The following is a 23703-nucleotide window of genomic DNA, read 5'->3' on the forward strand; positions in this document are numbered from 1 at the left end:
CAACCGCATGCCTCCTGCGGCGCCCCTTGATCCGAAGCAGGATCACGCCGACGCCCCGCGCACGCCGCTGGTGCTGGCTTCGGCCAGCCCGCGTCGTCGCGACCTGCTCGCGCGCATCGGCGTCGTACCCGATGCCGTCGCGCCCGCCGATATAGACGAAACCCCGCAGCGCAGCGAACGCCCGCGCGCCCATGCCGTGCGCCTCGCCGCCGAAAAGGCGCGCGCGGCCGCCGCGCTGCGCCCAGATGCGGTGATCCTGGCCGGCGATACCGTGGTCGGCCTCGGCGCGCGTATCCTGCCCAAGGCCGAGGACGAGGCCACCGCCCGCCAATGCCTGACGCTGCTGTCGGGCCGCCGCCATCGTGTCTTTTCGGCGATCGCGGTGATCACCCCCGACGGGCACTTGCGCGAAGCGTTGAGCGAGACCGTGGTCCGTTTCAAACGACTGACTCCGGCCGAAATCGACGCCTATATCGCCAGCGGCGAATGGCACGGCAAAGCGGGCGGCTATGCCATCCAGGGCAGCGCCGAAGGCTTTTGCGCCTGGCTCGCGGGAAGCCATTCGGGCGTTGTCGGCCTGCCGCTTTACGAAGCCCGCCGCCTGCTGCTTGCCGCCGGAGTACGGCTTGCCTGAACACTCGGGGCCTGAATGGTTTATCGAAACGGGGATCGGCGAAGATCGCGCGATCTGCGTTGACGATCACACCATCCTCGCCGCGCGCGTGTGCTGGCGCGAACCATGGCGCGCTGGCGCGGTCGCCCCCGCACGGCTCGACCATCGCCATCCCGGTTCACGACGCGGCGCGGTGCGCTTGCCCGACGGCACGATCGCCACGATCGACGCGCTGCCCCCCGGCCTGACCCACGGCGCCACGCTGATGGTGCGGATCACGCGCGCCGCTCTGGCCGAACAGGGCCGCTTCAAATTGATGCAGTGCCGCCCGGCGGGCGACGCAGCGCCCTGCCCCGCACCGTCGCTCGCCGCAACGCTGGCCGATAGCGGCATCCCCGTGCGCGCGCTCGGCACGCTCGACCGCAGCTTTGACACGGCAGGCTGGGACGACCTGATCGAACAGGCGCAGACCGGGATCGTCGATTTCCCCGGCGGTCTGCTGACGATCAGCCCGACTCCGGCGATGACGCTGATCGACATCGACGGCCCGCCGCCCTTGCTGCCGCTGGCCCACGCAGCCGTCCCGGCGCTTGCCGCATCGCTTGCGCGGTTCGACATCGCCGGATCGGTGGGGATCGATTTCCCCGGGCTCGAATCGCGCGCCGAGCGCCAGGCAGTCGATGCCGCGCTCGATCTGGCGCTGGCGGCATCGGGCTGGCGCGGCGAACGCACCGGCATGAACGGATTTGGCTTTGTCCAGCTGATCAGCCGACTCGTCCGCCCCTCGCTGATCGCGCGCATGGCGTTTCATCCCGCACGCGCCGCCGCCTATGCCCTGCTGCGCCGCGCCGAGCGCGTGGCCGAGCCGGGCGCGCTGCTGCTGGTCGCCCATCCTGACGTCCTTGCCGCGATCAGCCCCGCGCTGGAGGACGAACTGGCCCGCCGCAGCGGTCGATCGATCCGGCGCGAGGCGCGCGTGGGGCTTGCCCTCCACGGCGGTTTCGCGCAGGCGATAGCGCCATGAGCATTTCTCCAGAACGTCCGCGCGTTTGCCCGATCTGCGGCAAGCCGCGCGCGCCCGACTTCGCCCCGTTCTGTTCGCCGCGTTGCCGCGACCGCGACCTGCTGCGCTGGCTCGACGAAGGCTACACCATTCCCGGCCCACCCGCCGCCCGCCCGGACGGCGACGAGGACGGCATCTGAAAAAATCTGTCACGTTGGGGCTGGACAAGCCCCCCGTGCTTCGCCATAGGCGCGCTTCCATCGCGACGGCGCCGCCACAGACCGGCCCTATCGCGCGATGCCCGGGTAGCTCAGTTGGTAGAGCACGTGACTGAAAATCACGGTGTCGGCGGTTCGATTCCGTCCCCGGGCACCATCGGCCTGTTCGCCGAAGCCCGCCAAGAGTTGCAAAAACCCCGGAAATCTGCCATTAATGCCACTGGCTTAATCGCCGGTGTTCGCCATTGCTCGCCCACAATCGGGTGATTTTGGGGGCCACAGCGGGGGCCACTTAAATTAGGCAAAAAGGCGTGGCCCCCAATGGCGCTTACATCCACTGCAATTCGCAATGCGAAGCCGAAGGCGAAGCCCTATAAGCTGGCCGATGAAAAAGGGCTGTTCCTGCTCGTGCAGCCATCGGGCGGAATGCTTTGGCGGTTCAAGTTCCGGGTCGATGGCCGGGACGAACAGGGCAATCCCAAGAAGGTCGAAAGGAAGCTGGGCCTTGGCACCTATCCCGATGTTAGCCTGAAAGACGCGCGTGCATTGCGAGACGATGCGCGGACATTGCTGGCCAAGGGTATCGATCCCGCCGAAAAGAAGCGTCGCGATGCCCACATTGCCAAAGTCAGCGCGGCAAACTCGTTCGCCGCCGTGGCCCGGACCTACATCGACAAGTGCAAGCGCGAGGGACGCGCCGACGCGACCGTGACCAAGCAGGAATGGCTGCTGAAACTGGTCGAACGCGCCATCGGCCAGCGTCCGATTGCCGAAATCGAACCGTTCGAAATGCTGGAAGCCGTCCGCAAATACGAAACGACCGGACGAACCGAAGCCGCACACCGCGCCATTCAATTTTCCAGTCAGGTATTTCGCTTCGCCATCGCCAACCAACTGGCCAAATCCGACCCGACGCGCGATCTGCGCGGCGCGTTGACCAGCCACAAAGCCAAGCACCACGCTGCCATCCTTGAACCGAAGAAGGCGGGCGAGTTGCTGCGTGCGATGGATGGCTATGAAGGCAGTCCGATCACCAAGATCGCGCTGCAACTGTCCGCGCTCGTGTTCGTGCGCCCCGGCGAACTTCGCCAAGCCGAATGGAGCGAAATCGACGTTGACGCCGCCGTCTGGCGCATCCCGCCGGACAAGATGAAGGGACGGATGGAACACGTTGTTCCGCTGTCCACGCAATCGCTAGCGCTGCTGGAACAGGCACGCAGCCTGACTGGTGACGGGCGTTATGTTTTCCCGTCGATCCGCACTTACACTCGCCCGATGTCCGAAAACACCATCAACGCGGCGCTGCGGCGACTGGGCTATTCCGGCGACGAAATGACCGCGCACGGATTTCGCGCGATGGCCAGTACGCTGCTGAACGAATCGGGCAGGTGGTCGCCCGACGCGATCGAACGGGCCTTGGCGCACAAGGACAAGGATGCTGTGCGCGCAGCATACCATCGCGGGGCGCATTGGCAGGAACGCGTGGACATGGCGCAATGGTGGGGCGACCATCTGGAAACGCTGCGCAAAGGCGCAGATATCATCCCGCTACGCGAGCGTGCGCGAGGCTGAACCTGTAAAGCCCATGCCGTGCCCTTGTCGCATCAGGCGCTCGCCGTCATCGAAAGCATGCGTCGGCTTACCGAGATATGTCTTCCCCTCTGTGCGTACCCGACCGGTTCCACATCGTGCCAGAACCCATGCCAGAGGTGGAGCGCATCGCAGCCGCCGAGGCATTCTTTGCCAGCATCCCCGCGACTGTAAACCACGGCGGCGACCGTGCCTATTATATGCCATCAGTCGATCGCATCCAGCTTCCACCCTTCGCGGCCTTCCACGATGCGCACGGCTATTACAGCACAAGGGGTCATGAGACAGTCCATTGGACTCGCCACGAGAGCCGCCTTGATCGATCGTTCGGGCGGGAAAAATGGGGCGATGAAGGCTATGCTCGCGAGGAGCTTGTCGCCGAGCTGGGCGCGGCTTTCCTTGCCGCCGATCTTGGCCTGGCCAACGAGCCACGCCCCGACCATGCCAGCTATATCGCAAGTTGGATCAAGGTGCTGCAAAACGACACCCGCGCCATCGTCCAGGCCGCCGCCCATGCGGAGCGGGTCATTGCCTATCTCCACCAATTGGCTAACCCCGACAATGTGCAGGAGGCGGCATAGCCAGGCGGCCGCCCCTATCTGGGCGGCCATTTCTTTGGCATTTATATCCCTTCGAGGCACTCAGCTGGGCGAAGCTTGATCTCGCCGTACTTTACACTGTTCACTTGCCGCCCACATTCGGATCGTGCGATAGCTTCACGAGCTCGACCATGCGCTGACCGACGGTACTTCGCACGCAGAATAGGGGGGCTGTCGTCTCCGAGTCCATTGGACCGCTTGGGATTGCGCGGAGTTAACTCTGATAGTGAACCACATATGTCCTAAGGACATATGTGGTTCACTATCGCATTAGTCAAGCCCCCTTGAGCACGCCTCCGAATAAAAATTCGCAGGGTTTACATCTAGCGCCTAATGATATATGTCCTTAGGACATATATCATTAGGCGCTGCATGAACTTCACCGACGGCCTTGAAAACGCATTGCTCGAACGGGACGCCCCAATCGTCACCGATTATGAGTTTTTTGTCCTAGGCCAGCAGCTTTTTGCCAAGAAGGAATGGAAGGGCGAGCCCTTAAAAAGGCTTCCATTGGAGTGGGATCGGACCCGTGCGCGAAACGCAATCAATCGTTTGGGCGCGCGCCGAACCATAGCTCCAGACGTAGATTTTCGCTCCGGCGTTTGGCGAGTAGTGCAATCAACGCGAGCCGGATCAGCAGAAGAGATCGCATGTATCGCCGATCCGTTCTGCTATGTGTCTCACCTGTCTGCGATGCAGCGCTATGGGCTTACGGATCGCAGCCCTGAAGCTCTCCACCTAACAACGCCGATCCGATCGATCTGGAACGGGCTTCGTGATCGGAAGTTACAAGCGGATTTGGGGGAGCAGCTCCCTACCGAGCACCCTGCCCTGGTAAGGTTGGGGTTCAAAGGAGTGGTTCGCCGCCGCCCCGTCATTGTGCATGAATCCAGTCATCCAGCGCAGCCCATCCCGGTCGCCGGTGAGCGCACTCAAATTGCATCGATTGGTCGAACCTTCGTGGATATGCTGGCAGAGCCCGCTCTTTGCGGAGGCATCCACCATGTGCTCGACATCTGGAACCATGAAGCAGAGCAGTGGGCGCCGCAAATCATCCAGGCAGTCGATTGCTTCGAAGCAAAAATAGTAAAGGTACGGGCAGGCTATATTCTGACGGAGGTTCTAGAAATAGAGGACGACAGAATTAACGCGTGGCAGCAATATGCCCAGCGCGGCGGGTCGAGAAAACTCAATCCGGATGCCCCGTATGGTCCGACCTATTCTGAAAGATGGATGATTTCTCTCAATGTATGACATCGACGAGGCTCCCGATGGTGCAGGAATCGAGATTGTCGATGTTGACGTGCGCGCATGGGTTGAGGCGGCGCGTCCCAATCCCGACCGCTATCGCGATCGCCAGGTCACAGAGATTGTGTTGGCGTCGATCGGTATTGCGCCAGACCTAAAGAAGGCACTGGTCCTCAAGGGTGGCGCGGTGATGGCCTTGGCCTTCAAAAGCGAGCGGGTGACCGGTGATGTTGATTTCAGCGCCAACGCCGATCCCGAGGCCTTTGCCAAGCTGGTGGTCAACGAGCTGAATGGCTTGCTCCCGAGAACAGCTATAACCCTTGGATATCTTGATTTGCTGTGCCGGGTGCAATCGGTGAAAAAGATGCCCAAGGCTCGAAACTTTGAGGATCATGATTTTCCGGCGCTGTTGGTTCGGATTGGCTCCGCCCGACGCGGCACAGCGGAGGAAAAGCGGTTCGAGGCCGGGCAGGCATCCCGCGTGCTCGATATGGAAATCAGCTTCCGCGACCAGGTTTATGCCTTTCAGGAGTTGAATCTGGCAGATGCCGGCGTGGCCGTCAGGGCATTCACCCTCCATGAGATCATTGCCGAAAAATTCAGAGCCTTGCTCCAGCAGCCGGTGCGAAACCGCTATCGGCGCCAGGATGTCTATGACATCGCCTTTCTTGTCGCGGGCAACGCCCTCATGGACGACGACAGGGCGAAGATTCTGGCGACGTTGATCGAGAAGTGCCGCACCCGCAGGATCGAGCCAACTGCCACCTCCATCGATGACCCCGAGGTCGTACGCCGCGCCCGCGCGGACTGGGATACCCTCAAGCTGGAATTATCCGACCTGCCGCCATTCGATGAGAGGTTCGCGATCGTGCAGGAGCTCTATGTGTCGCTGCCTTGGCGCGGCTACCCCAGTCTTGACCGCAGAACCCACGCCCGAGATTAGAGGATCAGTCTGGCAGCCGTCGTCCGGCCATGAGCAAGTGCGGCTTTGGCCAAAAGGTTGGGATGAGGAATATCGTCCTTTTGGACGGACGATAGGCCAACCATCCGCGATCTTTTGGCTTTCACCCGGCGCACTGGGGGGCTTAATTGGGGGCCAGTTAAAAATGGTTTTTAATTTAAATATTTAAAATCAAAATCATAGTGGAATTTTTCGATTCCGTCCCCGCTTCCCAACAGCTTGCAATCACGACAGCGGCGTAACGCCGTGGCGATCAAGCGGTCGTTCCGGTCGGCCGGCACGACGGGTAATTCATGGAACTCAGTCGTTCCTGAGAGTGTCCATCATTTTTTCTTCGAACTGATGCGAAGCGTGCTTTTTGGCTGCCATGCGTTCCATTCTGTCGATGACGGCCTCGACCGCGACCTCGGCAATGGCGTCCAAATGGTCGCCGATTTTTTGCTCGATCAGCTTCTCCATCTTTTTCTTCAAAACATCATGCTTTGCGCATAGAGCAAGATGAAACATCTTGGCCGCAACGTCATGCCCTTCATCGATACGGCAGCCACAACTGCCGCAATGACAAAGCTTGTCGCCGTCGGTCGATACTGCAGAACATTGGTTCATGATCATTCTCCGTCGGACATCACTCGATGGTGATTTTTACGAAATATATCTCAGATACATTTCAACATACTCCTGTTCATTATGATACCGATCATCCTGGGCATGCACTCCGTAACTAAACGGATAGAGGTGGCACTGCATTGCGCTAAGCCCGAGAATGGCCCCGTGCATGGGGTCACATGGAATTCCGGCTGAAAACCGAATGCACCCGACAGGTTGACTCAATTTCGGAGGAAGACGCCCCATGACCGATGCGGGAAAAGGGATGGCACTCGACGACCCGATGGCCCCCGAACGGGCGGCGCTGATCGGACGATTGCGCGATGCGGCCGAAATTCTGCCGGTTGTCGAGGCGCCGGACTTCGCCGTCCCCTTCGATCGCTTCGGCGATGCCCGGATCGTCCTGTTGGGCGAGGCAACGCACGGCACGCATGAATTCTACGCAGCCCGCGCGGCGATCACGCGTCGGCTCATCGAGCATCACGGCTTCAATATCGTCGCTGTCGAGGGCGACTGGCCCGACATCGGACGAATCGACGACTATGTCCGCCACAATGCCCCGCGTCCGCGCGTGGGCCAACCCTTCGTGCGGTTTCCGACGTGGATGTGGCGCAATGAAGACGTGCTGGACTTTGCAGACTGGTTGCGCGGGCACAATGCCGCCCTGCCCGAAGCCGACCGGGCGACCATGCGCGGCCTCGATGTCTACAGCCTGGGCGAATCCATCCATGCCGTCATCGCCTATCTCGATGCGCACGATCCGGCGGCCGCCGCAGAAGCGCGCCATCGCTATGGCCAGTTGCTGCCGTGGCAGGACGAGCCGCAGCGCTATGGACAAGCGATCGAGCATGGCCACCTCGTCGGTTGTGAAGACGCGATCGTGGCCCAATTGCGCGACTTGCTGCACCAGCGGATGCATCTGATCGCGCAAGACGGCGACAGCTATTTCGATGCCGAACAGAACGCGCGGATCGTACGCGCCGCCGAAAGCTATTACCGCGCCATGTACCGGGGCGGAGCCGCCAGCTGGAACCTGCGCGACCGGCACATGTTCGACACGGTGCAAAGGCTCATGGCCTTTCGCAAGGATGCCCGCGCCGTGATCTGGGCGCACAATTCGCATGTCGGCAATGCGTCGGCCACTGCCATGGGGTGGCGCGGAGAATTCAACATCGGCGAACTGGTCCGCGCCGCCTATGGCGACGAAGCCGTTCTGATCGGCTTTGGAACCGATCGCGGAACGGTTGCCGCCGCGTCGGACTGGGGCGCGGAGATGCGGGTGATGGAGCTTCGCCCGGCACGCCGACACAGTTGGGAAGAAGCGTTTCGCCGCACCGGCCTTGCCCGCAGCCTCACCGACTGGCGCGGCTCCAAACGGCGGGGGCTGGCCGATGTCCTGTCGCAAAGCCTGCTCGAACGGGCGGTCGGCGTGGTCTATCGGCCGCAATCCGAGCTGTTGAGCCATTATTTCGAGGCTGTGCTGGCCGACCAGTTCGACGCGTATGTCTGGTTCGAGGAAACCCGCGCGGTCACGCCGCTGGGGCGGGAACGCCCCCATGGCGCGCCCGAGACCTGGCCGTTCGGGCTATGACCGGGGCGGGGACGAAGTCGGGGACGGCGCCATCTGGGGGATGAAGCATGACCCGATGGGAAGGATTTGCCGATCGCCGCGAAGCCGGGCGCGCCTTGGCGCACGCCGTCGCCGCGCTCGAACTCGATGATCCGGTTGTGCTCGCGCTGCCTCGCGGCGGTGTTCCGGTGGCATTCGAAGTCGCCCGGGAGCTGACCGCGCCGCTCGATGTGCTGCTGGTGCGCAAGATCGGCGCGCCCGGTCATGAAGAATATGGCATCGGCGCATTGGTCGACGGCGCATCGCCGCAAGTGGTCATCGACGAACGAGCGGCCCGCGCCGTCGGCGCCAGCCAGGCCTACATCGACGGCGAGATCGCGCGACAATTGGCCGAGATCGAACGACGCCGCACGCTCTATCACACAGGGGCACCAGCCGCGCTTGGCGGGCGAACGGCAATCGTGGTCGACGACGGCATTGCGACCGGCGGCACGGTGCGCGCTGCGCTTCAGGCGCTGGCCAAGGCGGGCCCGGCGCAAATCGTGCTTGCCGTGCCGGTCGCCCCTGCCGATACGCTTGGCGGACTTCGCGGGCTTTGCGACCGGATCGTGTGCCTTTTGTCACCGACCCCGTTCTATGCGGTCGGTGCACATTACCGCGATTTTACCCAGACGGAAGACGCCGAAGTCATCCGGTTATTGGCCGAGGCAAAGCGCTGGAGCCATCCAGCGTAAAGGCCGCCTTGTGCCGGGAAGCCGTGGCTGCGGCACTCACCCCATGCCCGCGCATGCGGCCAGGGCGCGCCGGTCATAAATGACGATCGAGCGTCTGTCCGGCGTGCCGATGATCTGACGCTGGCGCAAGTTGGTGATCTGGCGGCTGACCGTTTCGATCGTGAGGCCGAGCAAATCGCCCATATCCTGGCGTCCGATCGGCAGTGTGAACCGGATCAGCGCCGTCTCGCTCTCGACATCGGGGCACAGGCGCGCTGCCATTTCGATCAGGAATACGGCCACGCGCTCCGTCGCCGTCATTTTACCCAGCACCTGCATCCATTTCCGCATCTGGTCGAGCTCGCCGAGCGTCCGCTTCAGCAAGTCGTGCTCAACATCGGCGTGCCGCCGCGCAAGATCGTCGAAATCCGATCGCCGAAAGGTGCAGACTTCGGCATCGGTCACCGCTGTCACCGAATGCCGGGTTTTCGTACCGAAAGCGCGCCCGATAAAATCGCTGGGAAATGCGATCCCCAGCATCTGGTCACGCCCGTCCGACAAGGACGCCGTCAACTTCAGGATGCCATCCACGACATTGCCGACCAGCAGCGCATCCTCGCCCTCCCACATCAGCGTCTGACCGGCCAGCAAAGTCTGCCGCCGACCGGCCCGGCCAAAGCGGTCGAGCGCGTCCGCCGACAGCGAGTGGCAGATGGAGCTTTCGCGAACCGGGCATTGAGAACACGTCGCCATGACAATCAGCCCCTCTTTCGAGAACGGCTTATGCACCCCTTGTCACCGGCTACTGGCCACCCGAACGCGCGCGGCGCAGTGGAGTGGGAGCAGTTGTCATTGACTGGGATCAAAAACCAGAGATTTTATCGGACAATCCGGGCCCGCCGCCTATCCGTAAGTTACCGGAGCCGACCGACCGCCGCCCCGGCGCGGTATCTGCTCCAGGTCCAGTCGATTGCCCCCCGGTTAATTGCCCCCCCGCAAACAGAGCGAGGAGGCGGTAAAGCTGGCGCAAGTCGGTGCCGACGCAAAAATATCCCTGCCGGTTGCGCAGCATGGCCCGATGGGTGCCTCAGGATAATGGCCCGCCGATTGCGATGACATCGATCAGCCGTTCGAATCGGGCAATTGCGTCGGCGTCCCCCCTCGCGTGGCAGTCTGCCAACAGCGGATTGACTCTGACAGCCCCGAAACTCTCTCCATCGAACCGGGCCATCCGCCAATGCGGAAAACGACGCTCGCTCACGTCCGACCGCCGGATGATGCGCACCTCATGATGGCGCGGATCGACCGCGATACGGGCCATCACGGCCTCGACACCGGATTCCGGTCCTTCCAGAATCTGGGCGAAATAGCCGGATGTGCTGATCAACAATCCCGTGATGCCCAGATCGGTATTGCGCGCGATCGACACGGCCTGAATATCGTCGAGAACCCTGGCGCGAGCCTCCGGATCAACCAACGGTCGGCTTACGTAAATCAGCGACAACATCAGCCCGCACCTATGCATCTTGCCCGTATTCCGGGCAAAAAAGGCGCAGGCACTCAAATGACCAAACGGGGGGCCAGGTTGGCCACGAGCGCCTGCTGGCGACACAGTGCCTTTGCCCCGCCATGGGTCATATCCGCAATGTACCGGAGCGCGGGGCGCGCGTGACCCGCGCATGGCGAAATCCGGCTGCTATTTGCGGCACACCGGATGATCGTCGCGCCACCGCTGCGCATCCCCGAGACCCGCACCGAAGGCAACGCGCAAGGCGTCGGCGAAATTGGCCACCCCGAGCTTCTCCATCACGTTGGCCCGATACACTTCCACGGTGCGCGCGCTGATCCCCAGATCAAAGGCGATGGTCTTGTTGGGATAGCCGCAGGCAAGGCCGTCCAGCACTTCACGTTCGCGTATCGTCAGCTTGGCGATCTGAACACGGGCCCACCCCTGATGTTCGCGCAAGGCCGCGCGATTGCCAAGCTGTTGCACCGCAACCGCGATGGAACGCAGCAACGCTTCGCGATCAAACGGCTTTTCCATGAAATCCAGAGCCCCGGCCTGCATCGAGCGCACAGCCAGCGTAATATCGCCATGGCCGGTCAGCATGATCACCGGAAAGTCGAGCCCTTGCGCCACCATGCGCTGCTGGACTTCGAGCCCGTCGATACCCGGCATGCGGATGTCGAGCAGGACACAGGCGGGCACGGTGCGATCCGCCCCTTTCAGGAAATCCTCGCCATTGGGCCAGCGCTCCACGCGATAGCCGGCGGCACGCAACAGGAAATCGAGCGAGCGGCGAATCGATTCCTCGTCATCGACGACATGAATGACACCCCCGCGAAAAGCGTCTTCAACCATTGCCGCGCTCCGCGATCGGCACCGTGAAATGAAACGCGCCCCCGCCGCCGGGCGCTGAATCGCACCACAACCGACCTCCGTGCGCTTCGACAATCGTCCGACAGATGGCAAGCCCCAGCCCCATGCCCGCGGTCTTGCTGCTGACAAACGGCTGAAACACCTCTTCCTGCTGATCGCGGGCAACGCCCGGCCCGTTGTCCGTTACCGACATGCGGATCATGGCGCCATCGCGTCGTGCGCTGACAACGATGATCCCGGCGTCGCCGAGCGCTTCAAAGGCATTGCGGATCAGATTGATCAAGACCTGCTGAATCTGGATCCGGTCCACCATCAGCAGCGGCAGATCGTCCGGTATCACGACATCGCAGCGAATGCCGAGCGAGGCACCGCCCGTCGCGCCAAGCGCGCAAGCCTCGATCGCGAGCGCGAGCGGCGCGACGATCGCGCGTTCGGGATCGCCACGCGCAATGAATTCCCGCAGGCGCTGGATGATCGCACCTGCCCGCAATGCCTCGCGCCCGGCCTCTTCAAGCGCGCCGCGCACCATGGCCACCGTCGTTTCCTGATTGTCGGAAAACAGCGCGGCCGACGTCTGCACATAGTTGGCAATCGCGGCGAGCGGCTGATTGAGCTCATGCGCCAGCGCGGTCGCCATCGTTCCCACAGCGGAAACGCGGGAAATCCGGATCAATTCGGCTTGTGCCTCGCGCAGTCGGCGGTCGGCCTCTTCCTCGGCGGTAAGGTCGCGCACAAACCCGGTAAAAACCCGCGATTGCCCTGCGCGCGCTTCGCCGACGTTGAGATCGTGCGGAAAAATCGAACCATCCTTGCGCCGCCCCAAAACGCGCCGGGTCGTGCCGATGATACGCCGCTCTCCGGTCTCGCGATACCGCGCCAGATAGTCATCATGAGCATGGGCATCGGGTTCGGGCATGAGCATCGCCACATTCCGCCCGACAACTTCTTCGCACGTATAGCCGAACAGGCGCTCGGCAGCCGCGCTGAACGACTGGATCACGCCTTGTTCGCTGATCGTGATCATGGCGTCGGGCACAGTGTCGAGAATCGATCGCAGCATGGCCTCAGCCGCATCGGCATCGCCGGCGCGCGCGGTTTCCCCGGCGATGTCGCGCATCCGGGAAAAGAGAATGGCGCCCCCGATCTCGCCGCCGCGTTGATGCCAAGGCACCATTTTCCATTGCTCCCGAACAGCCGGGCCCATGCCGGATTCGGCAGGATCAGCATCGCCGGACAGCGTTTCGCCGGTCATCACCCGGCGATGGATCGCGCGCCAGGCATCACCGGCTTCCGGGAAAATCTCGTCGTGCGATCGGCCCATGACGTCCGCGCAGGCAAGGCCGCGGTCGCTCAACCACCGGCTGCTGCAATCCAGATAGCGCATGTCTCGATCGACCACCGCCACGCCGACCGGCAGATGCTCCATGATCAGGCGAAGAATATCAAAAACCTGAACATCATCCAGCGACGACTTTCGCGACATCATCCCCTTGCCCCGATCATTCCCGTGCAGACACCTTTGCCATGTAGGGCAGACAATCCGTCTTTTCTCGCGATAGTTGCGGGGTGCGGAAAGACGGCGCCCCCCTTGGCCGGGCGGACAGCGCAGGCACCTGCCGCTTCGTCAGGCGATGGCGGCGCGCCGCCATGCATGCCATCCGTAATATTACGGGGCCCGTGTTTTGGCGGATCGGCGAATATCCGCGCCCTCACACCCCCTGCATGAGCCGGTCGCGAAGCGCTTCCTCGGTCAACACGACGATGGGCCGCCCGGCCTCGCGCAGTTCCCGCGCCTTGCGATGCGGCTCGCTGGATTCGACAAAGCGTCCGTAAGGTTGCCGTTCGGCGATCACCAGCATGGTCGTCGTGGCGCCCACCGCAGCGACAACGCGTCCACCCGCTGCGGCGACGTAGCGCGCCAGAGCGCCATCGCGCGGTTCGCCCAGGATGGCGACCCGCTCTCCCTTGAGCGGCCCGGTATCCGCCGGTGCCGGCGACTTGGCGCGCGGCTGCGCCGGTTTGGCCATCCAGCCCTGCAAGTCGATGCCGGTGTGTTCGATGGCCTTGACGATCACCAGCCCGGCGGCGCGCGCATCGCTCAGCGCGTCATGATGGCGATGCTCTATGCCGAGAAAGCGGGACAGCACGTTCAGGCGATGGCTGCCCAACTGGGGCCAAGCCTGCTTGGCAACGCGAACGCTGTCCAGCCAGTTCGCCTCGATCGCGGGGCATTCGCCGACCCGGCACGCGGCGGCCAGCGCGCCTTTGTCGAACCCCGAATGGGCGACCGTGATACGCCCGCGCAAGTGGCTGTCGACAACGGCATGGATGTCGCGAAACGTCGGTTGGCCGGCGACCTGCCGCGGGGTGATCCCGTGAATGCCGATATTGAACGAGGAGAATTCGTCGCACGGATCGACCAGCGTCTCGTATGCGAAAACTTCCCGTCCGTCCCTGAACCCGACAATGCCGATCTGACAGATACTGCTGACCCGCGCGCAGGCGGTTTCCACGTCGATGACGACGAAATCGGGATCTTGCGCGGGGTTTGGAGCCATCATGACCGGCCCCTAGCAAGTCTGGACCATAAATTCAAAAACCACGCCATCGCAACCACGGCAACAGAAACGGCCTGAGCCTTGGCGACAGGCTGTTGGGCATTTCCACGTCGATCCTGCCGCGATGGAATTGCCAATAGAGCATGACACTCAGGATCGCGGCGTAAAAGCACCAGACCGAGGCGAAGGCAAATTCCCTGACGATCTCCACGATGGTCAGCCCGATGACATTCAGCAGGCCATACCACCGGACCACGCGATGCGTCGAAAGCAGCAGCGCGCCGCAGGTGGCGAGAATGTAAAGGCAGGAAATCAGGAAATTGCCGGTCAGCGGATTGCGATAGGCAATCGAGTGGCACTGAATGAACGTCCGGCTCGGCCAGGCGATCAGCCCGGCGACATCCCAGACACAGACGACCGCACCGATACACGTCAGGATCAGGATCGCGCGGCGACGCCAGCCAACAGGTTCCATCAAGACGACCGCCAACGGCATCAGCAAGGGCAGGATGCCTTGCGCATACATCATGAACAGGAACGCCACATGGTCGAACGCAATCTTGCCGATCCGGCCGTCCAGCCCCAGCCAGACGAAGCCTTCGCACAGCTGATGAACCGCAAACAGCAGCGGCACGGCTGCGAAAAGCAAGGTCTGCGGCTCACGGACATGCCGCAATGTCGCCAGGCCGATCGTTCCTATCACGCCAGAGGCGACAAAGCTGGCAGTCGCCGAAAAGCACATGCGGTTCGTTCTCCGGCGGGCGGGGCGATCCACTTGTGCAGGGTCCGGCCCCACATAGCCAGCCCGAGATGAACCGTCATGGCAAAGACCTCCGTGGCATGGGCGCATGTCGTCTTGCGCCGGGCGTCTTGCCGCCTATGGTCGCGCGAGTTGGCAGAACGAAGGGCGCCGCATGACCGAAACCGCGTGGCACGCACGATTGGGCGATATTCTGGCCGGGCTGTCGGTGGCCGGGCTGCTTGTGCCCGAAGCGGTGGCCTATGCCGGGATCGCGGGGCTGGCGCCGGGGCGCGCGCTGATCGCCGGGGTGATCGGCGGGCTGGTCTATGCGCTGGTCGGGCGCAGCCGTTTTGCCGTCGTTTCGGCGACATCCTCGTCGGCATCGATCCTGGCCGCCGCACTGGGCAGCCTGGCCGCCGCACCGCAAATGCCGGGCGCAGCCAGTCCCGATGCCCTGGCCACGGCGATGACGCTGATGGTCGGGGTGATGTTTACCGGGCTCGGGCTGTTCCGGCTGGGCGGGCTGGCAGGATTTGTCTCGCGTCCGGTGCTGCGCGGGTTTGCCTTTGGCCTGGCGGCGACGATCATCATCAAGCAATTGCCGCATCTCTTTCGGCTGTCGCTGCCGGGATCGACCATCGGCCTCGTGCTGGCGGGCGTCGCCTCGCATGCGTCGCAATGGCATGGGCCGAGCCTGGCGCTGGGCTTGTCCGCGCTGATCGCGCTCGTCCTGTTGCGCCGCATTCCGGGCATACCGGCGACGCTGATCGTCATGGCCACCGGGATTGCGCTGGCCTCGTTCGGGCCGCTGGCGCATTGCGGGATCGTGCTGGTCGGGCCGACGCCGATCGCCATGCCGCATCTGACGCTGCCCGGCGATCCGGCCGTCTGGGCGCGCATCACGCAATTGGCGGCGCCGCTGACGCTGATCATCTTTGCCGAAAGCTGGGGCACGATCCGCGGCCTCGCGCTGGCGCATGGGGACGACGTTTCCACAAACCGCGAACTGACCGCAATCGGCCTTGCCAACAGCGCCGCCGCGCTGGTTCAGGGCATGCCGGTCGGCGCGGGCTTTTCGATCGGGTCGGCCAATGCCGCGTCGGGCGCGAAAAGCCGGCTGTCATCGACCGTGGCGAGCCTGGCCACGCTCGCGCTCGTGCTCGTCGCCGGGCCCTTGATCGCGCGCATTCCCGAGCCGGTCCTGGCCGCAGTGGTCATATCGGCGCTGCTCCATGCGCTGAGCCCCGCGCCGATCGCGCGGCTGTTTCGACTGCACCGCGATCAATGGATTGCCTTTGCCGCAGCGATCGGCGTGCTCTTGCTCGGCGTGCTCAACGGCATGCTCGCGGCGATCGCGCTGTCGATCGTGCAATTGCTCTATCGCTGGTCGCATCCGGTCACCAGCGAACTGGGCCGCGTCGGCAACAGCCACGATTTCGTCGACATCAGCCATCATGACGATGCCGCGCGGGTGCCCGGTGTCGCGATATTCCGGCCCAACGCGCCGCTGTTCTTTGCCAATGCCGAAACCGTTCTGCGCGAAATCGGTCGGGATGCGCGTGGCGCCGGTGCGCGGGTGTTGATCCTCAGCCTCGAAGAAAGCGACGATCTCGATTCGACCGCGCTCGACGCGCTGGACGAATTTTCCCAAAGCCTCGATCGCGTCGGCTGCCGCCTGATCCTGGCGCGCGCGCATGATCGGGTGCGCGATGTGCTGTCTGCCGCCGGTTTCGGCGCGCTGGCGGATGCATCGACGTTCAGCGTCGCCGATGCGGCCGAACGCGCGCGCGCGCCATGACCCGCCCTTTACGCACGCCCAATTTTATCGAGATCCCAATTTCATCGAGATCAACGATCCCGCGCGCACGCGGCGCTATTCCCTTTCACGCCAACAGCCGGAAGCTTTTGAATCATGGCAATGTCGCACCCCGTTCACCCCATTCTCCATCCGGTAAAGATCACCGATCTGCGCCCGACGCAGATGACCGTCGGCTTGCGCGAAGTCGGCGCCAAGCGCGAAGAGTGGCGCAACCGCCCGCGCAATGCAGAGGGCAAATTCCTGGGGTCGCACATGATCCCGGCGGTGATCGGGCCCGGTGGCACCCCCTGGATCGTCGATCACCACCACCTCGCCCTGGCCATGCACAAGGAAGGGGTGGATCAGGTCATGGTCTCGGTCATCGCCAAACTCGACACCCTGCCGAAAAAGCGCTTTCTGGCTTTCATGGATGCGCACAACTGGCTGCATCCTTATGACGCGCGGGGGCGGCGGCGCGATTTCGACGAATTGCCGCATACGATCGCCGACCTTGCCGACGATCCCTACCGCTCGCTGGCGGGCGAAGTGCGCCGGTCGGGCGGCTATGCCAAATCACCCACGCCCTATACCGAATTCCTGTGGGCCGATTTCTTCCGCGACCGGATCAAGGCCGAACGGCTCGACGACCATTTCGACAAATGCGTCATCGAAGCCGTGCCGCTCGCGCGCGGGCCGGAAGCGCGGCACTTGCCCGGTTGGGCCGGAGTTGACGGCACAGATTAGTCGGGGGCGGGGATTAATCGCCGCCAAACGCCGGGCAATCCGCCTCGCTGGCGCAATATTTGCGATAGGCCGCGACCCAGTCGGTGCGCAGCGCCGTCTGCGCCTCGGTCAGCGGCAGACGCTGCGTGCCCGGCGGCGGATCGCAGACCATGCGATAGAGCCGGAATTCGAGCCGGTCCTTGGCCCAGGCGTTGAGCCCGTCGCCCGTGCGGCTTTCAGGCCAGAGGTTTTCCTGCACATCGCGCCCGCCAAGCGAAAGCGGGACAAGATGATCGATTTCCCACGACTGCCCGCCGTCATGCGGATTGGTCAGATTGTATTCGGCAAAGACCGCATCCTTGACATGGCTTGAGGTGTGTCGCGCCGCTTTTGAATAGGTCATGTCCCCGCCCTCTTGCGGCGGGTCGCCCGGCGCCCAGTCATGCGCGCAGATCGCGCCATCGCTCACCGCCGGGTCGATCGCGCCGGGTGTCAGCGCGCGGTTTGGCCAGGTCGTGGCCGGCAGACCGGCTTCGGACGGCGCGACAGGCGCGGCGGGTTTTTGATGCACCACCATCCACACCGCGATCAGCGCCAGCGCCAATACGATCAGGATCAGCGCCAAAGTCAGCGGCGACAGCGTTACAGGGCCCGGCGGGCGACGTTTGGGAGCTTCGGTCATCGGCGGGCCCCTACCACGCGCAGGCGCGTTCGGGGACCGTCTCGGCCAGGAAATCCACAAATGCGCGGATCTTGAGCGCGGGACGGCGCGACGGGTGTGTCACGGCGTAGGCCGCGCCCAGATTCATCAACGGCTGATCGAGCGCAACTTCGACCAGCCGCCCATCGGCCAAAGCATCGGCCGTGATGAAACGCGGGCCATAGACCAGCCCGAGCCCGGCCACTGCCGCCTCGGCCAGGGCTTCGCCGTTATCGGCATGAAGCGAGCCGCGCACCGGCACGCGGATCTGCGCATCGGCGCCAAACCGCCATTCGCGCCAACCCGGCTGCGCCAGCGTAAACCCCAGACAATCGTGCGTGGCGAGATCAGCCGTCGTCCGCGGCGTGCCCGCCCGCGCGAGATAGGACGGCGCGGCGCAAATCGCCATGCGCATCTGCGCCAGCTTGCGCGCGATCAGGCGGCTGTCGGCAAGGCGACCGATGCGGATTGCCACGTCCCAGCGTTCCTCGACCAGATCGACGAAGCGATCCGACAAGCCCAGTTCGACCGTGACCCCGGGATGGCGCTGGTTGAACCGGGCGATCAGGGGCGCAATATGCCGCACGCCGAACGTCGCACCGACGCTGACCCGCAACAGCCCTTCGACCGCCACCGCGCGCGAGGCGGCCTCCGCCTCGGCCTCGCGCAGATCGGCCAGAATGCGCTCCGCCTTGTCGAAATAGTCCGCCCCCGCCTGCGTCAGCGCCAACCGGCGCGTGGTGCGGTTGACCAGCGTCGTGCCCAATCGCGCTTCCAGGGCATTGAGATGTTTGGCCGCCATGGCCGGCGACATGCCCAGATCGCGCGCCGCCGCCGACAATCCGCCCAGCCGCAGGGCGCGGACAAAGACTTCGATGCCGCTGAGCCGGTCCATGGTATTTTCAACTCCTGGTTGAAAGAATAGCGATTTAAACGCTGATTATCATCATGGCGTGTTATGTCTACATCTGCCCCACCATCGCGCCGGACCCGCTGCCGGCACGCTGTCGCGTTTCGTTTGGGCCCAGTCCCATCATACCCCTGCCCGATCACATCAAGACAGGATCCCCACATGACCAAGACCATTGCTCTCGCGCTGCTTGGCGCTGCGCTCATCCCCGGTGCGGCCCAGGCCCAGATGGGCGGCAGCCCGGCAACCCCGGTTCCCGCCGGCACCTACAAAGTCGAAAGCCATCACACGCTGGCGATCTTTTCGATCAACCACATGGGTTTCAACGATTTCTATGGCGTGATCCCCAGCGCGACCGGCACGCTGACGCTCGATCCGGCCAATGCGGCGGCGGACAAGCTGGACGTGACTCTGCCCGTCTCGGCGATTTCGACGACCAACAGCGTGCTTGACGGCGAATTGAAGGATCCGACCTGGCTCGACGCGGCCAAGTATCCCGAAATTCACTTCACCGCGACCAAAGTGACGCAGACCGGCGCCCACACCGCGCATATCGACGGCAATCTGACGCTGCACGGCGTGACCAAGGCGATCGCGCTCGATGCCACGTTCGGCGGCGCCGGCACCAACCCGATGAGCAAGGCCTTTACCATCGGCTTTTCCGCCACGGGCTCGATCAAGCGCTCGGAATTCGGCGTGACCAAGTACGTCCCGCTGATCGGCGATGATGTAAAGCTGACGATCACTGCCGCTTTCGAAAAGCAGGGCTGATCATGACAGGCCATGCCCGGACCTGATCCGGGCATGGCCGTTCATTGCCCGGCGGCGACGATCATCCGGACGGGAGTCGGGTTGAAACCGTTGCACGGATTGTTGATCTGCGGGCAGTTCGACACGACGACGACCACGTCCATGTCCGCCACCAGATCGACATGCAGGCCGGGCGCCGAAATGCCGTCGACGATGCCGAGCGAACCGTCGGCTTCGACCGGCACATTCATGAAAAAATTGATGTTCGACACCATGTCGCGCTTGGTCCGGCCATAGTCGGCATTGGCGAGCAGGAAATTGTCGACGCACGCGTGCTGTGCCTTGGTGTGATGGCCATAGCGCAAGGTATTGGATTCGCACGAACAGGCCCCGCCGATCGTGTCATGGCGCACGACCGAGGTCGAACCGATCGTCATCATCGCTCGCCCTTCGTTGGACAAGAGCTGCGTGCCGGTGGTCAGATAGACATTGCCTTGCGCGGCGATGGTATCCTGCGCGCTATAGCGTTCGGCATCGTCGGCAGCGGCATAGATCAGGAAATCGACCGCCTGATTGCCTTCCAGATCGACAATGCGCAGCGTTTCGCCCTTTTTGACAAGGTGATGCCAGGGCGCGCGCGCCGCGACGACTTCGTCATGGACGATCTTGCCGGGCAGATCGGGAACGGGGGTATTGGAAATCATGGAGTTACCTCACCGCCGGTAATAGTCTTCGACATTTTCAAACGCGCGCAGGCCTTCTGGCGTGGCCAGCCGCACGGGATCGTTTTCGGGCGTGATCACGCCCCGCCATGCCGTCGCGCGCACCGGGGTCACCGCATAATCGTGACGCGGATCGCGCACATGCGGACAATTGGCGAGCACGACGATCACATCCATTTCCGCGCGCAGCGTCACGTGCTGCCCGGCGCGATGCGGGCCGACATCCAGCTCGATCGCGCCATCGGCGGCAATCGACACCGGCTTGAACCAGGTGATGCACGGATGAATGTCGCGCCGGTTCATGCCGTATTTGGCCAGCGCGATGACAAAGCGATCGCGCGCATTGGGATGCGCGCCATGGTTGAACCCGTCGCCATATTTGCGCGCGTTCGACGCCAGGTTCGACGCGCCGCAAAAGGCGTCATGCCCTTTGGTATCGTCCTCGATCACCGACATCATCACCCGGCCCATGTCGGACAGGAGCAGGCGCCCGGCACCAAGATAAGCGTTCCACTGCACTTTGACCGTATCGGCGACATTGAGCCGCTCGACCGGGCGTTCGGCATTGAACACCAGCATGGCAACGGCCGCATCGCCATGAACATCGCTGAGCCGCAGCCGACTGCCGCGCTTCAACAGGCGCGCAGCATAGCCCCCGGCAGCGATCGTTTCGTCCCATACCACTTCGTCGGACGCGATGCCCGGCGGCAAGTCGGTCGCGGCGGTCGCAGGGATCGTCGGCATGGCTTCGACGCGCGTTCCGGCCATGGCCCGCGCGTGGGCACGGGCACCGGCGGGATCGGCGGTAGTGCTGGAATCAGTCACGGTTTCGCACTCCCTCAGTCGACCAGCTTGAGCGTCACGCCGAACGTGCGCGGGTGTACGGTATAGCCTTCGGTGACAGTGTTGATCTGCGGACGCTGGATGATCGTCTGGTTGTCGAACAGGTTCTTGGCATAGAGCGTGATCTGATGCGGGCCAAAGCGCACACCGATGCTGGCATTCACGACGCCATAGGCGGGGTTGTAGTAATTGCTGTCGGTCAGCAGATAGCTGCCGTAGCTATGCCCGGTATAGGCATAGTTGACCAGGGCGACGAGCGCCGCCGACTGGCTCAGCGGGTGCAGGTAATTGGCGCCCGCCGTCGCGGTGACATTGGGCACATCGATCAGATGCTGACCGACGGCAACGTCGATCGGGTTGTTCGACTGCACCACTTTGGCATTGTTGATGCTGGCCGTGCCCGACAGCGACAGGCTGGGCGTCAGCTTGAACGAGGCTTCGGCTTCGGCGCCCCAGATCCGCGCGTTGCCGATATTGCTGGTGAAATAATAGCCGCAGGTCGGCAGATAGATCTGCTGCTGAATGTTCTTCCAGTTGGTCAGATAGCCCGAGGCGTTGAAGCGGATGCGGCGCCCGAGAAATTCGTTCTTCGACCCGACTTCATAGGACCACAGGCTGTCCGAACCGAATTGGGTCGGCTGGCTTTTCTGGCCGATCGTGGCAAAATCGCCGGCGCAGACCGAGGTCGGGCCAAACACGATCGGGCCGGTCGGTCCGGGCAGGCGAAAACCCTTGGCCGCAGAAGCATAGACCGAACTGGTCGGCGACAGATCGTGATAGAGCGTCGCCTTGGGCAGGAACGATTGGCTGGTCCCATCCTGCGTATAAGGCGCAGCGGCCGGTTGCCCGGCGGTCTGGTAGCCCAGATTGCCGATCTGGTAGAACCCGGTTTCGACCGAGACGAAGTCTTCGTGCGCCGCCGAAAAGCGGCCGCCGAGATCGAGCTTCCAACCCTTGGCAAAAGCGATGCTGACCTGACCGAACACCGCGTATTGCTGCTGCCGATAGGTGCGGTTGTCGCTTTCGTCGATGTCGTTGGGAAACAGCGGGATCGCCGGACCACCGTTCGGCGTGCCGTAAGCCGGGTTGCCGTAAGTGGTCTGGACCAGCGACTGATCCAGCGGAACACCATAGATCGACTGGAATGTGGAATTGACCCCGTTGATCGTCTGGTAATCGGTGTTGTGCACGCTTTGCGTCGCATAATAGGCGCCGACGACCCATTTCAGCCAGCTTGCCGCCGCGCTGGTATCGTTCGATGACAGGCGCAGTTCCTGGCTGAACTGGCGGTAATGCGTGCGATAATTCACCACCGAGGGCAGATTGGCGATAATGCTGTCGTTCTGCGGTTGATACTGCGCATAGCTTGGTATCGTGTCGAGAAAGAACAGCGCAAAGGCGGTGCTGTTGAAGTAGGTCCCGTCTTCCTGCCGCGCGGCGACGCGGTCATAGAGCCCCGTGACCGAGGTCAGGTCGGCAAAACCCATCGCCTTTTTGACCGTCAGGCTGCCCAGCGCGACGGTGTCGTGGCTCGGCTCGGCGACTTCCTTGTTCTGCTGCCACAATCCCATATTGGGATAGAACGCGGCGTTATCGGCGTTGTTGGCGCGCTGATAAAAGAACGCCGGGGTAATCGTCAGCGTTGAATCCGGCGTCCAGGTCGCGCTGACATGCGCGGTCAGGCTGTTGGCGCTGTTGACGCCCTTTTTGTCCAGCGTGCCGTCGGTGTTGTAATGATCGACCCAGCCGCTGTCCTTTTGGTAGGCGACGGCGGCGTGGAGCGACAGCTTGTCCTTGACCAGCGGCAGGTTGATCATGCCGCTTTCGCTATAATTGACCCCGCCGTGCTTCGTGCCCGAAACATCGGCCGTGGCGGTCATGCCCAGCGCATCGGGATTGGCCTGCGTGGTGATATAGCGGATCGTGCCGCCTTCGGAGCTGTCGCCGTAAAGCGTGCCCTGCGGCCCGCGCAGCACTTCGACACGCTCGATGTCGGGCAGGCGGACTTCGATCGAGCCGTCGCGATAGAGATTGGGCACGGTGATCGACACATCGTCGAGATAGAGCCCGACGGTCGAGGCGCCCGAGACCGAGCTGACCCCGCGAATGACGATATTGGTGCGCCCTTCCTCGCCCGCCACCGCGTTGAACGCGACACCGGGGACCGCGCGGCTGAGATCGTCATAGCTGGCGATCTTCTGATCCTTGAGCGCCGCGCCAGACAGCACCGAAAGGCTGATCGGAACGGTGCGGATGTCTTCGCTGCGCTTTTGCGCGGTAACGATGATTTCGCCACCGGCGCCCTCGCCCGCCGGGGCTTCGGGCTGAGCCGCAAGGCTCGCCGGCGCGGTCTGGGCGCGGGCAAGGCCGGGCGCCAGCAAAAGCGCAAAGGCCGATGTTGCGGCGCAAAGCGCGATCCGGCGCGACGACCCACGGCTTACCGTCATTTCCTGATT

Annotated in this window: 24 protein-coding genes and 1 tRNA gene; 13 read left to right on the forward strand and 12 right to left on the reverse strand. The window is 63.3% G+C overall.

From position 1 onward, the window contains the following. Positions 1–7 precede the first annotated feature (7 nt). The 8 genes from AQZ50_RS01170 (at position 8) to AQZ50_RS01205 (ending at position 6214) form a co-directional block, all read left to right on the forward strand. Entirely contained in the window at positions 8–634 is a 627-nt protein-coding gene (locus tag AQZ50_RS01170) for a Maf family protein (RefSeq protein WP_067741434.1), read from the forward strand. Next, the gene (locus tag AQZ50_RS01175) at positions 627–1637 is read left to right on the forward strand and encodes a ribonuclease (protein ID WP_067741437.1); all 1011 of its coding nucleotides are present in this window, start codon (positions 627–629) and stop codon (positions 1635–1637) included. Before AQZ50_RS01170 ends, AQZ50_RS01175 begins: the two co-directional genes overlap by 8 nt. Continuing rightward, complete coding sequence (locus AQZ50_RS01180) at positions 1634–1816, forward strand: DNA gyrase inhibitor YacG (RefSeq protein WP_067741440.1); 183 nt, start codon at positions 1634–1636, stop codon at positions 1814–1816. Before AQZ50_RS01175 ends, AQZ50_RS01180 begins: the two co-directional genes overlap by 4 nt. 99 nt (positions 1817–1915) lie before the next feature. Further along, positions 1916–1991 (forward strand) — tRNA-Phe (locus AQZ50_RS01185). Positions 1992–2155: 164 nt separating this feature from the next. Then, positions 2156–3406, forward strand: a complete 1251-nt coding sequence (locus tag AQZ50_RS01190) for a tyrosine-type recombinase/integrase (RefSeq protein ID WP_067741443.1) — start codon at positions 2156–2158, stop codon at positions 3404–3406. Between the two features lie 77 nt (positions 3407–3483). Further along, entirely contained in the window at positions 3484–4005 is a 522-nt protein-coding gene (locus AQZ50_RS01195; RefSeq protein ID WP_231730048.1) for an ArdC family protein, read from the forward strand. Positions 4006–4395: 390 nt separating this feature from the next. After that, the gene (locus tag AQZ50_RS01200; protein ID WP_067742328.1) at positions 4396–5277 is read left to right on the forward strand and encodes a type IV toxin-antitoxin system AbiEi family antitoxin domain-containing protein; all 882 of its coding nucleotides are present in this window, start codon (positions 4396–4398) and stop codon (positions 5275–5277) included. After that, positions 5270–6214 carry a nucleotidyl transferase AbiEii/AbiGii toxin family protein gene (locus AQZ50_RS01205; protein WP_067741446.1) on the forward strand — a complete coding sequence of 315 codons (945 nt, stop codon included), beginning with the start codon at positions 5270–5272 and terminating at the stop codon, positions 6212–6214. Before AQZ50_RS01200 ends, AQZ50_RS01205 begins: the two co-directional genes overlap by 8 nt. 318 nt (positions 6215–6532) lie before the next feature. On the opposite strand, the gene AQZ50_RS01210 is transcribed toward AQZ50_RS01205, so the two are convergent. Then, positions 6533–6838, reverse strand: a complete 306-nt coding sequence (locus tag AQZ50_RS01210; protein WP_156427190.1) for a hypothetical protein — start codon at positions 6836–6838, stop codon at positions 6533–6535. 244 nt (positions 6839–7082) lie between these two features. Between AQZ50_RS01210 and AQZ50_RS01215 the strand changes: the two genes are divergently transcribed. After that, positions 7083–8429 carry an erythromycin esterase family protein gene (locus AQZ50_RS01215; RefSeq protein ID WP_231730049.1) on the forward strand — a complete coding sequence of 449 codons (1347 nt, stop codon included), beginning with the start codon at positions 7083–7085 and terminating at the stop codon, positions 8427–8429. 47 nt (positions 8430–8476) lie between these two features. After that, entirely contained in the window at positions 8477–9142 is a 666-nt protein-coding gene (locus tag AQZ50_RS01220) for a phosphoribosyltransferase (RefSeq protein WP_067741450.1), read from the forward strand. A 36-nt stretch (positions 9143–9178) separates the two neighbouring features. On the opposite strand, the gene AQZ50_RS01225 is transcribed toward AQZ50_RS01220, so the two are convergent. The 6 genes from AQZ50_RS01225 to AQZ50_RS01250 form a co-directional block, all read right to left on the reverse strand. Next, a complete protein-coding gene (locus AQZ50_RS01225; RefSeq protein WP_067741452.1) occupies positions 9179–9874 on the reverse strand; it encodes a Crp/Fnr family transcriptional regulator in 696 nt (231 codons plus the stop codon). Positions 9875–10208: 334 nt separating this feature from the next. Beyond that, entirely contained in the window at positions 10209–10628 is a 420-nt protein-coding gene (locus AQZ50_RS01230; protein WP_067741454.1) for a BLUF domain-containing protein, read from the reverse strand. A 189-nt stretch (positions 10629–10817) separates the two neighbouring features. Further along, positions 10818–11483 (reverse strand): response regulator transcription factor, encoded by a 666-nt coding sequence (locus AQZ50_RS01235; RefSeq protein WP_067741457.1) that lies wholly within the window; start codon positions 11481–11483, stop codon positions 10818–10820. Further along, on the reverse strand, positions 11476–12984 hold the full coding sequence (locus AQZ50_RS01240; RefSeq protein ID WP_197412347.1) for a PAS domain S-box protein: 1509 nt from the start codon (positions 12982–12984) through the stop codon (positions 11476–11478). The genes AQZ50_RS01235 and AQZ50_RS01240 overlap by 8 nt, the downstream gene beginning before the upstream one ends. A gap of 226 nt (positions 12985–13210) precedes the next feature. Then, entirely contained in the window at positions 13211–14062 is an 852-nt protein-coding gene (locus tag AQZ50_RS01245; protein ID WP_231730050.1) for a 3'-5' exonuclease, read from the reverse strand. A gap of 31 nt (positions 14063–14093) precedes the next feature. Further along, on the reverse strand, positions 14094–14801 hold the full coding sequence (locus tag AQZ50_RS01250; protein WP_067741465.1) for a DUF6629 family protein: 708 nt from the start codon (positions 14799–14801) through the stop codon (positions 14094–14096). A 106-nt stretch (positions 14802–14907) separates the two neighbouring features. Here AQZ50_RS01250 and AQZ50_RS01255 point away from each other — a divergent pair, with 106 nt between their 5' ends. After that, complete coding sequence (locus AQZ50_RS01255; protein WP_231730051.1) at positions 14908–16599, forward strand: SulP family inorganic anion transporter; 1692 nt, start codon at positions 14908–14910, stop codon at positions 16597–16599. Between the two features lie 114 nt (positions 16600–16713). After that, positions 16714–17343, forward strand: coding sequence for a ParB-like protein (locus tag AQZ50_RS01260; RefSeq protein WP_231730052.1), 630 nt, complete (start codon positions 16714–16716; stop codon positions 17341–17343). Positions 17344–17356: 13 nt separating this feature from the next. On the opposite strand, the gene AQZ50_RS01265 is transcribed toward AQZ50_RS01260, so the two are convergent. After that, positions 17357–18004 carry an HNH endonuclease gene (locus AQZ50_RS01265; RefSeq protein ID WP_067741470.1) on the reverse strand — a complete coding sequence of 216 codons (648 nt, stop codon included), beginning with the start codon at positions 18002–18004 and terminating at the stop codon, positions 17357–17359. Between the two features lie 10 nt (positions 18005–18014). Next, a complete protein-coding gene (locus AQZ50_RS01270) occupies positions 18015–18917 on the reverse strand; it encodes a LysR family transcriptional regulator (RefSeq protein WP_067741472.1) in 903 nt (300 codons plus the stop codon). 177 nt (positions 18918–19094) lie between these two features. On the opposite strand from AQZ50_RS01270, the gene AQZ50_RS01275 reads away from it, so the two are divergent. Beyond that, positions 19095–19703, forward strand: a complete 609-nt coding sequence (locus tag AQZ50_RS01275; RefSeq protein WP_067741475.1) for a YceI family protein — start codon at positions 19095–19097, stop codon at positions 19701–19703. 41 nt (positions 19704–19744) lie between these two features. Here the strand turns inward: AQZ50_RS01275 and AQZ50_RS01280 are convergent, their stop codons facing one another. The 3 genes from AQZ50_RS01280 to AQZ50_RS01290 form a co-directional block, all read right to left on the reverse strand. After that, positions 19745–20386, reverse strand: a complete 642-nt coding sequence (locus tag AQZ50_RS01280; protein ID WP_067741478.1) for an urea amidolyase associated protein UAAP2 — start codon at positions 20384–20386, stop codon at positions 19745–19747. A gap of 9 nt (positions 20387–20395) precedes the next feature. Beyond that, positions 20396–21172, reverse strand: a complete 777-nt coding sequence (locus tag AQZ50_RS01285; RefSeq protein ID WP_067741481.1) for an urea amidolyase associated protein UAAP1 — start codon at positions 21170–21172, stop codon at positions 20396–20398. Positions 21173–21243: 71 nt separating this feature from the next. Further along, positions 21244–23694 carry a TonB-dependent receptor gene (locus AQZ50_RS01290; protein ID WP_156427191.1) on the reverse strand — a complete coding sequence of 817 codons (2451 nt, stop codon included), beginning with the start codon at positions 23692–23694 and terminating at the stop codon, positions 21244–21246. Positions 23695–23703: the final 9 nt, after the last annotated feature.

This window comes from Novosphingobium sp. Fuku2-ISO-50 (genome assembly GCF_001519055.1).
Lineage (GTDB): Bacteria > Pseudomonadota > Alphaproteobacteria > Sphingomonadales > Sphingomonadaceae > Novosphingobium.

Bases quoted from the DNA above. Each gene is read 5' to 3' on its own strand.
- AQZ50_RS01170 (WP_067741434.1), top strand. From the start codon at position 8: ATGCCTCCTGCGGCGCCCCTTGATCCGAAGCAGGATCACGCCGACGCC.
- AQZ50_RS01180 (WP_067741440.1), top strand. From the start codon at position 1,634: ATGAGCATTTCTCCAGAACGTCCGCGCGTTTGCCCGATCTGCGGCAAG.
- AQZ50_RS01190 (WP_067741443.1), top strand. From the start codon at position 2,156: ATGGCGCTTACATCCACTGCAATTCGCAATGCGAAGCCGAAGGCGAAG.
- AQZ50_RS01195 (WP_231730048.1), top strand. From the start codon at position 3,484: ATGTCTTCCCCTCTGTGCGTACCCGACCGGTTCCACATCGTGCCAGAA.
- AQZ50_RS01200 (WP_067742328.1), top strand. From the start codon at position 4,396: ATGAACTTCACCGACGGCCTTGAAAACGCATTGCTCGAACGGGACGCC.
- AQZ50_RS01205 (WP_067741446.1), top strand. From the start codon at position 5,270: ATGTATGACATCGACGAGGCTCCCGATGGTGCAGGAATCGAGATTGTC.
- AQZ50_RS01210 (WP_156427190.1), bottom strand. From the start codon at position 6,838: ATGAACCAATGTTCTGCAGTATCGACCGACGGCGACAAGCTTTGTCAT.
- AQZ50_RS01215 (WP_231730049.1), top strand. From the start codon at position 7,083: ATGACCGATGCGGGAAAAGGGATGGCACTCGACGACCCGATGGCCCCC.
- AQZ50_RS01220 (WP_067741450.1), top strand. From the start codon at position 8,477: ATGACCCGATGGGAAGGATTTGCCGATCGCCGCGAAGCCGGGCGCGCC.
- AQZ50_RS01225 (WP_067741452.1), bottom strand. From the start codon at position 9,874: ATGGCGACGTGTTCTCAATGCCCGGTTCGCGAAAGCTCCATCTGCCAC.
- AQZ50_RS01230 (WP_067741454.1), bottom strand. From the start codon at position 10,628: ATGTTGTCGCTGATTTACGTAAGCCGACCGTTGGTTGATCCGGAGGCT.
- AQZ50_RS01235 (WP_067741457.1), bottom strand. From the start codon at position 11,483: ATGGTTGAAGACGCTTTTCGCGGGGGTGTCATTCATGTCGTCGATGAC.
- AQZ50_RS01240 (WP_197412347.1), bottom strand. From the start codon at position 12,984: ATGTCGCGAAAGTCGTCGCTGGATGATGTTCAGGTTTTTGATATTCTT.
- AQZ50_RS01245 (WP_231730050.1), bottom strand. From the start codon at position 14,062: ATGATGGCTCCAAACCCCGCGCAAGATCCCGATTTCGTCGTCATCGAC.
- AQZ50_RS01250 (WP_067741465.1), bottom strand. From the start codon at position 14,801: ATGTGCTTTTCGGCGACTGCCAGCTTTGTCGCCTCTGGCGTGATAGGA.
- AQZ50_RS01255 (WP_231730051.1), top strand. From the start codon at position 14,908: ATGTCGTCTTGCGCCGGGCGTCTTGCCGCCTATGGTCGCGCGAGTTGG.
- AQZ50_RS01260 (WP_231730052.1), top strand. From the start codon at position 16,714: ATGGCAATGTCGCACCCCGTTCACCCCATTCTCCATCCGGTAAAGATC.
- AQZ50_RS01265 (WP_067741470.1), bottom strand. From the start codon at position 18,004: ATGACCGAAGCTCCCAAACGTCGCCCGCCGGGCCCTGTAACGCTGTCG.
- AQZ50_RS01270 (WP_067741472.1), bottom strand. From the start codon at position 18,917: ATGGACCGGCTCAGCGGCATCGAAGTCTTTGTCCGCGCCCTGCGGCTG.
- AQZ50_RS01275 (WP_067741475.1), top strand. From the start codon at position 19,095: ATGACCAAGACCATTGCTCTCGCGCTGCTTGGCGCTGCGCTCATCCCC.
- AQZ50_RS01280 (WP_067741478.1), bottom strand. From the start codon at position 20,386: ATGATTTCCAATACCCCCGTTCCCGATCTGCCCGGCAAGATCGTCCAT.
- AQZ50_RS01285 (WP_067741481.1), bottom strand. From the start codon at position 21,172: ATGGCCGGAACGCGCGTCGAAGCCATGCCGACGATCCCTGCGACCGCC.
- AQZ50_RS01290 (WP_156427191.1), bottom strand. From the start codon at position 23,694: ATGACGGTAAGCCGTGGGTCGTCGCGCCGGATCGCGCTTTGCGCCGCA.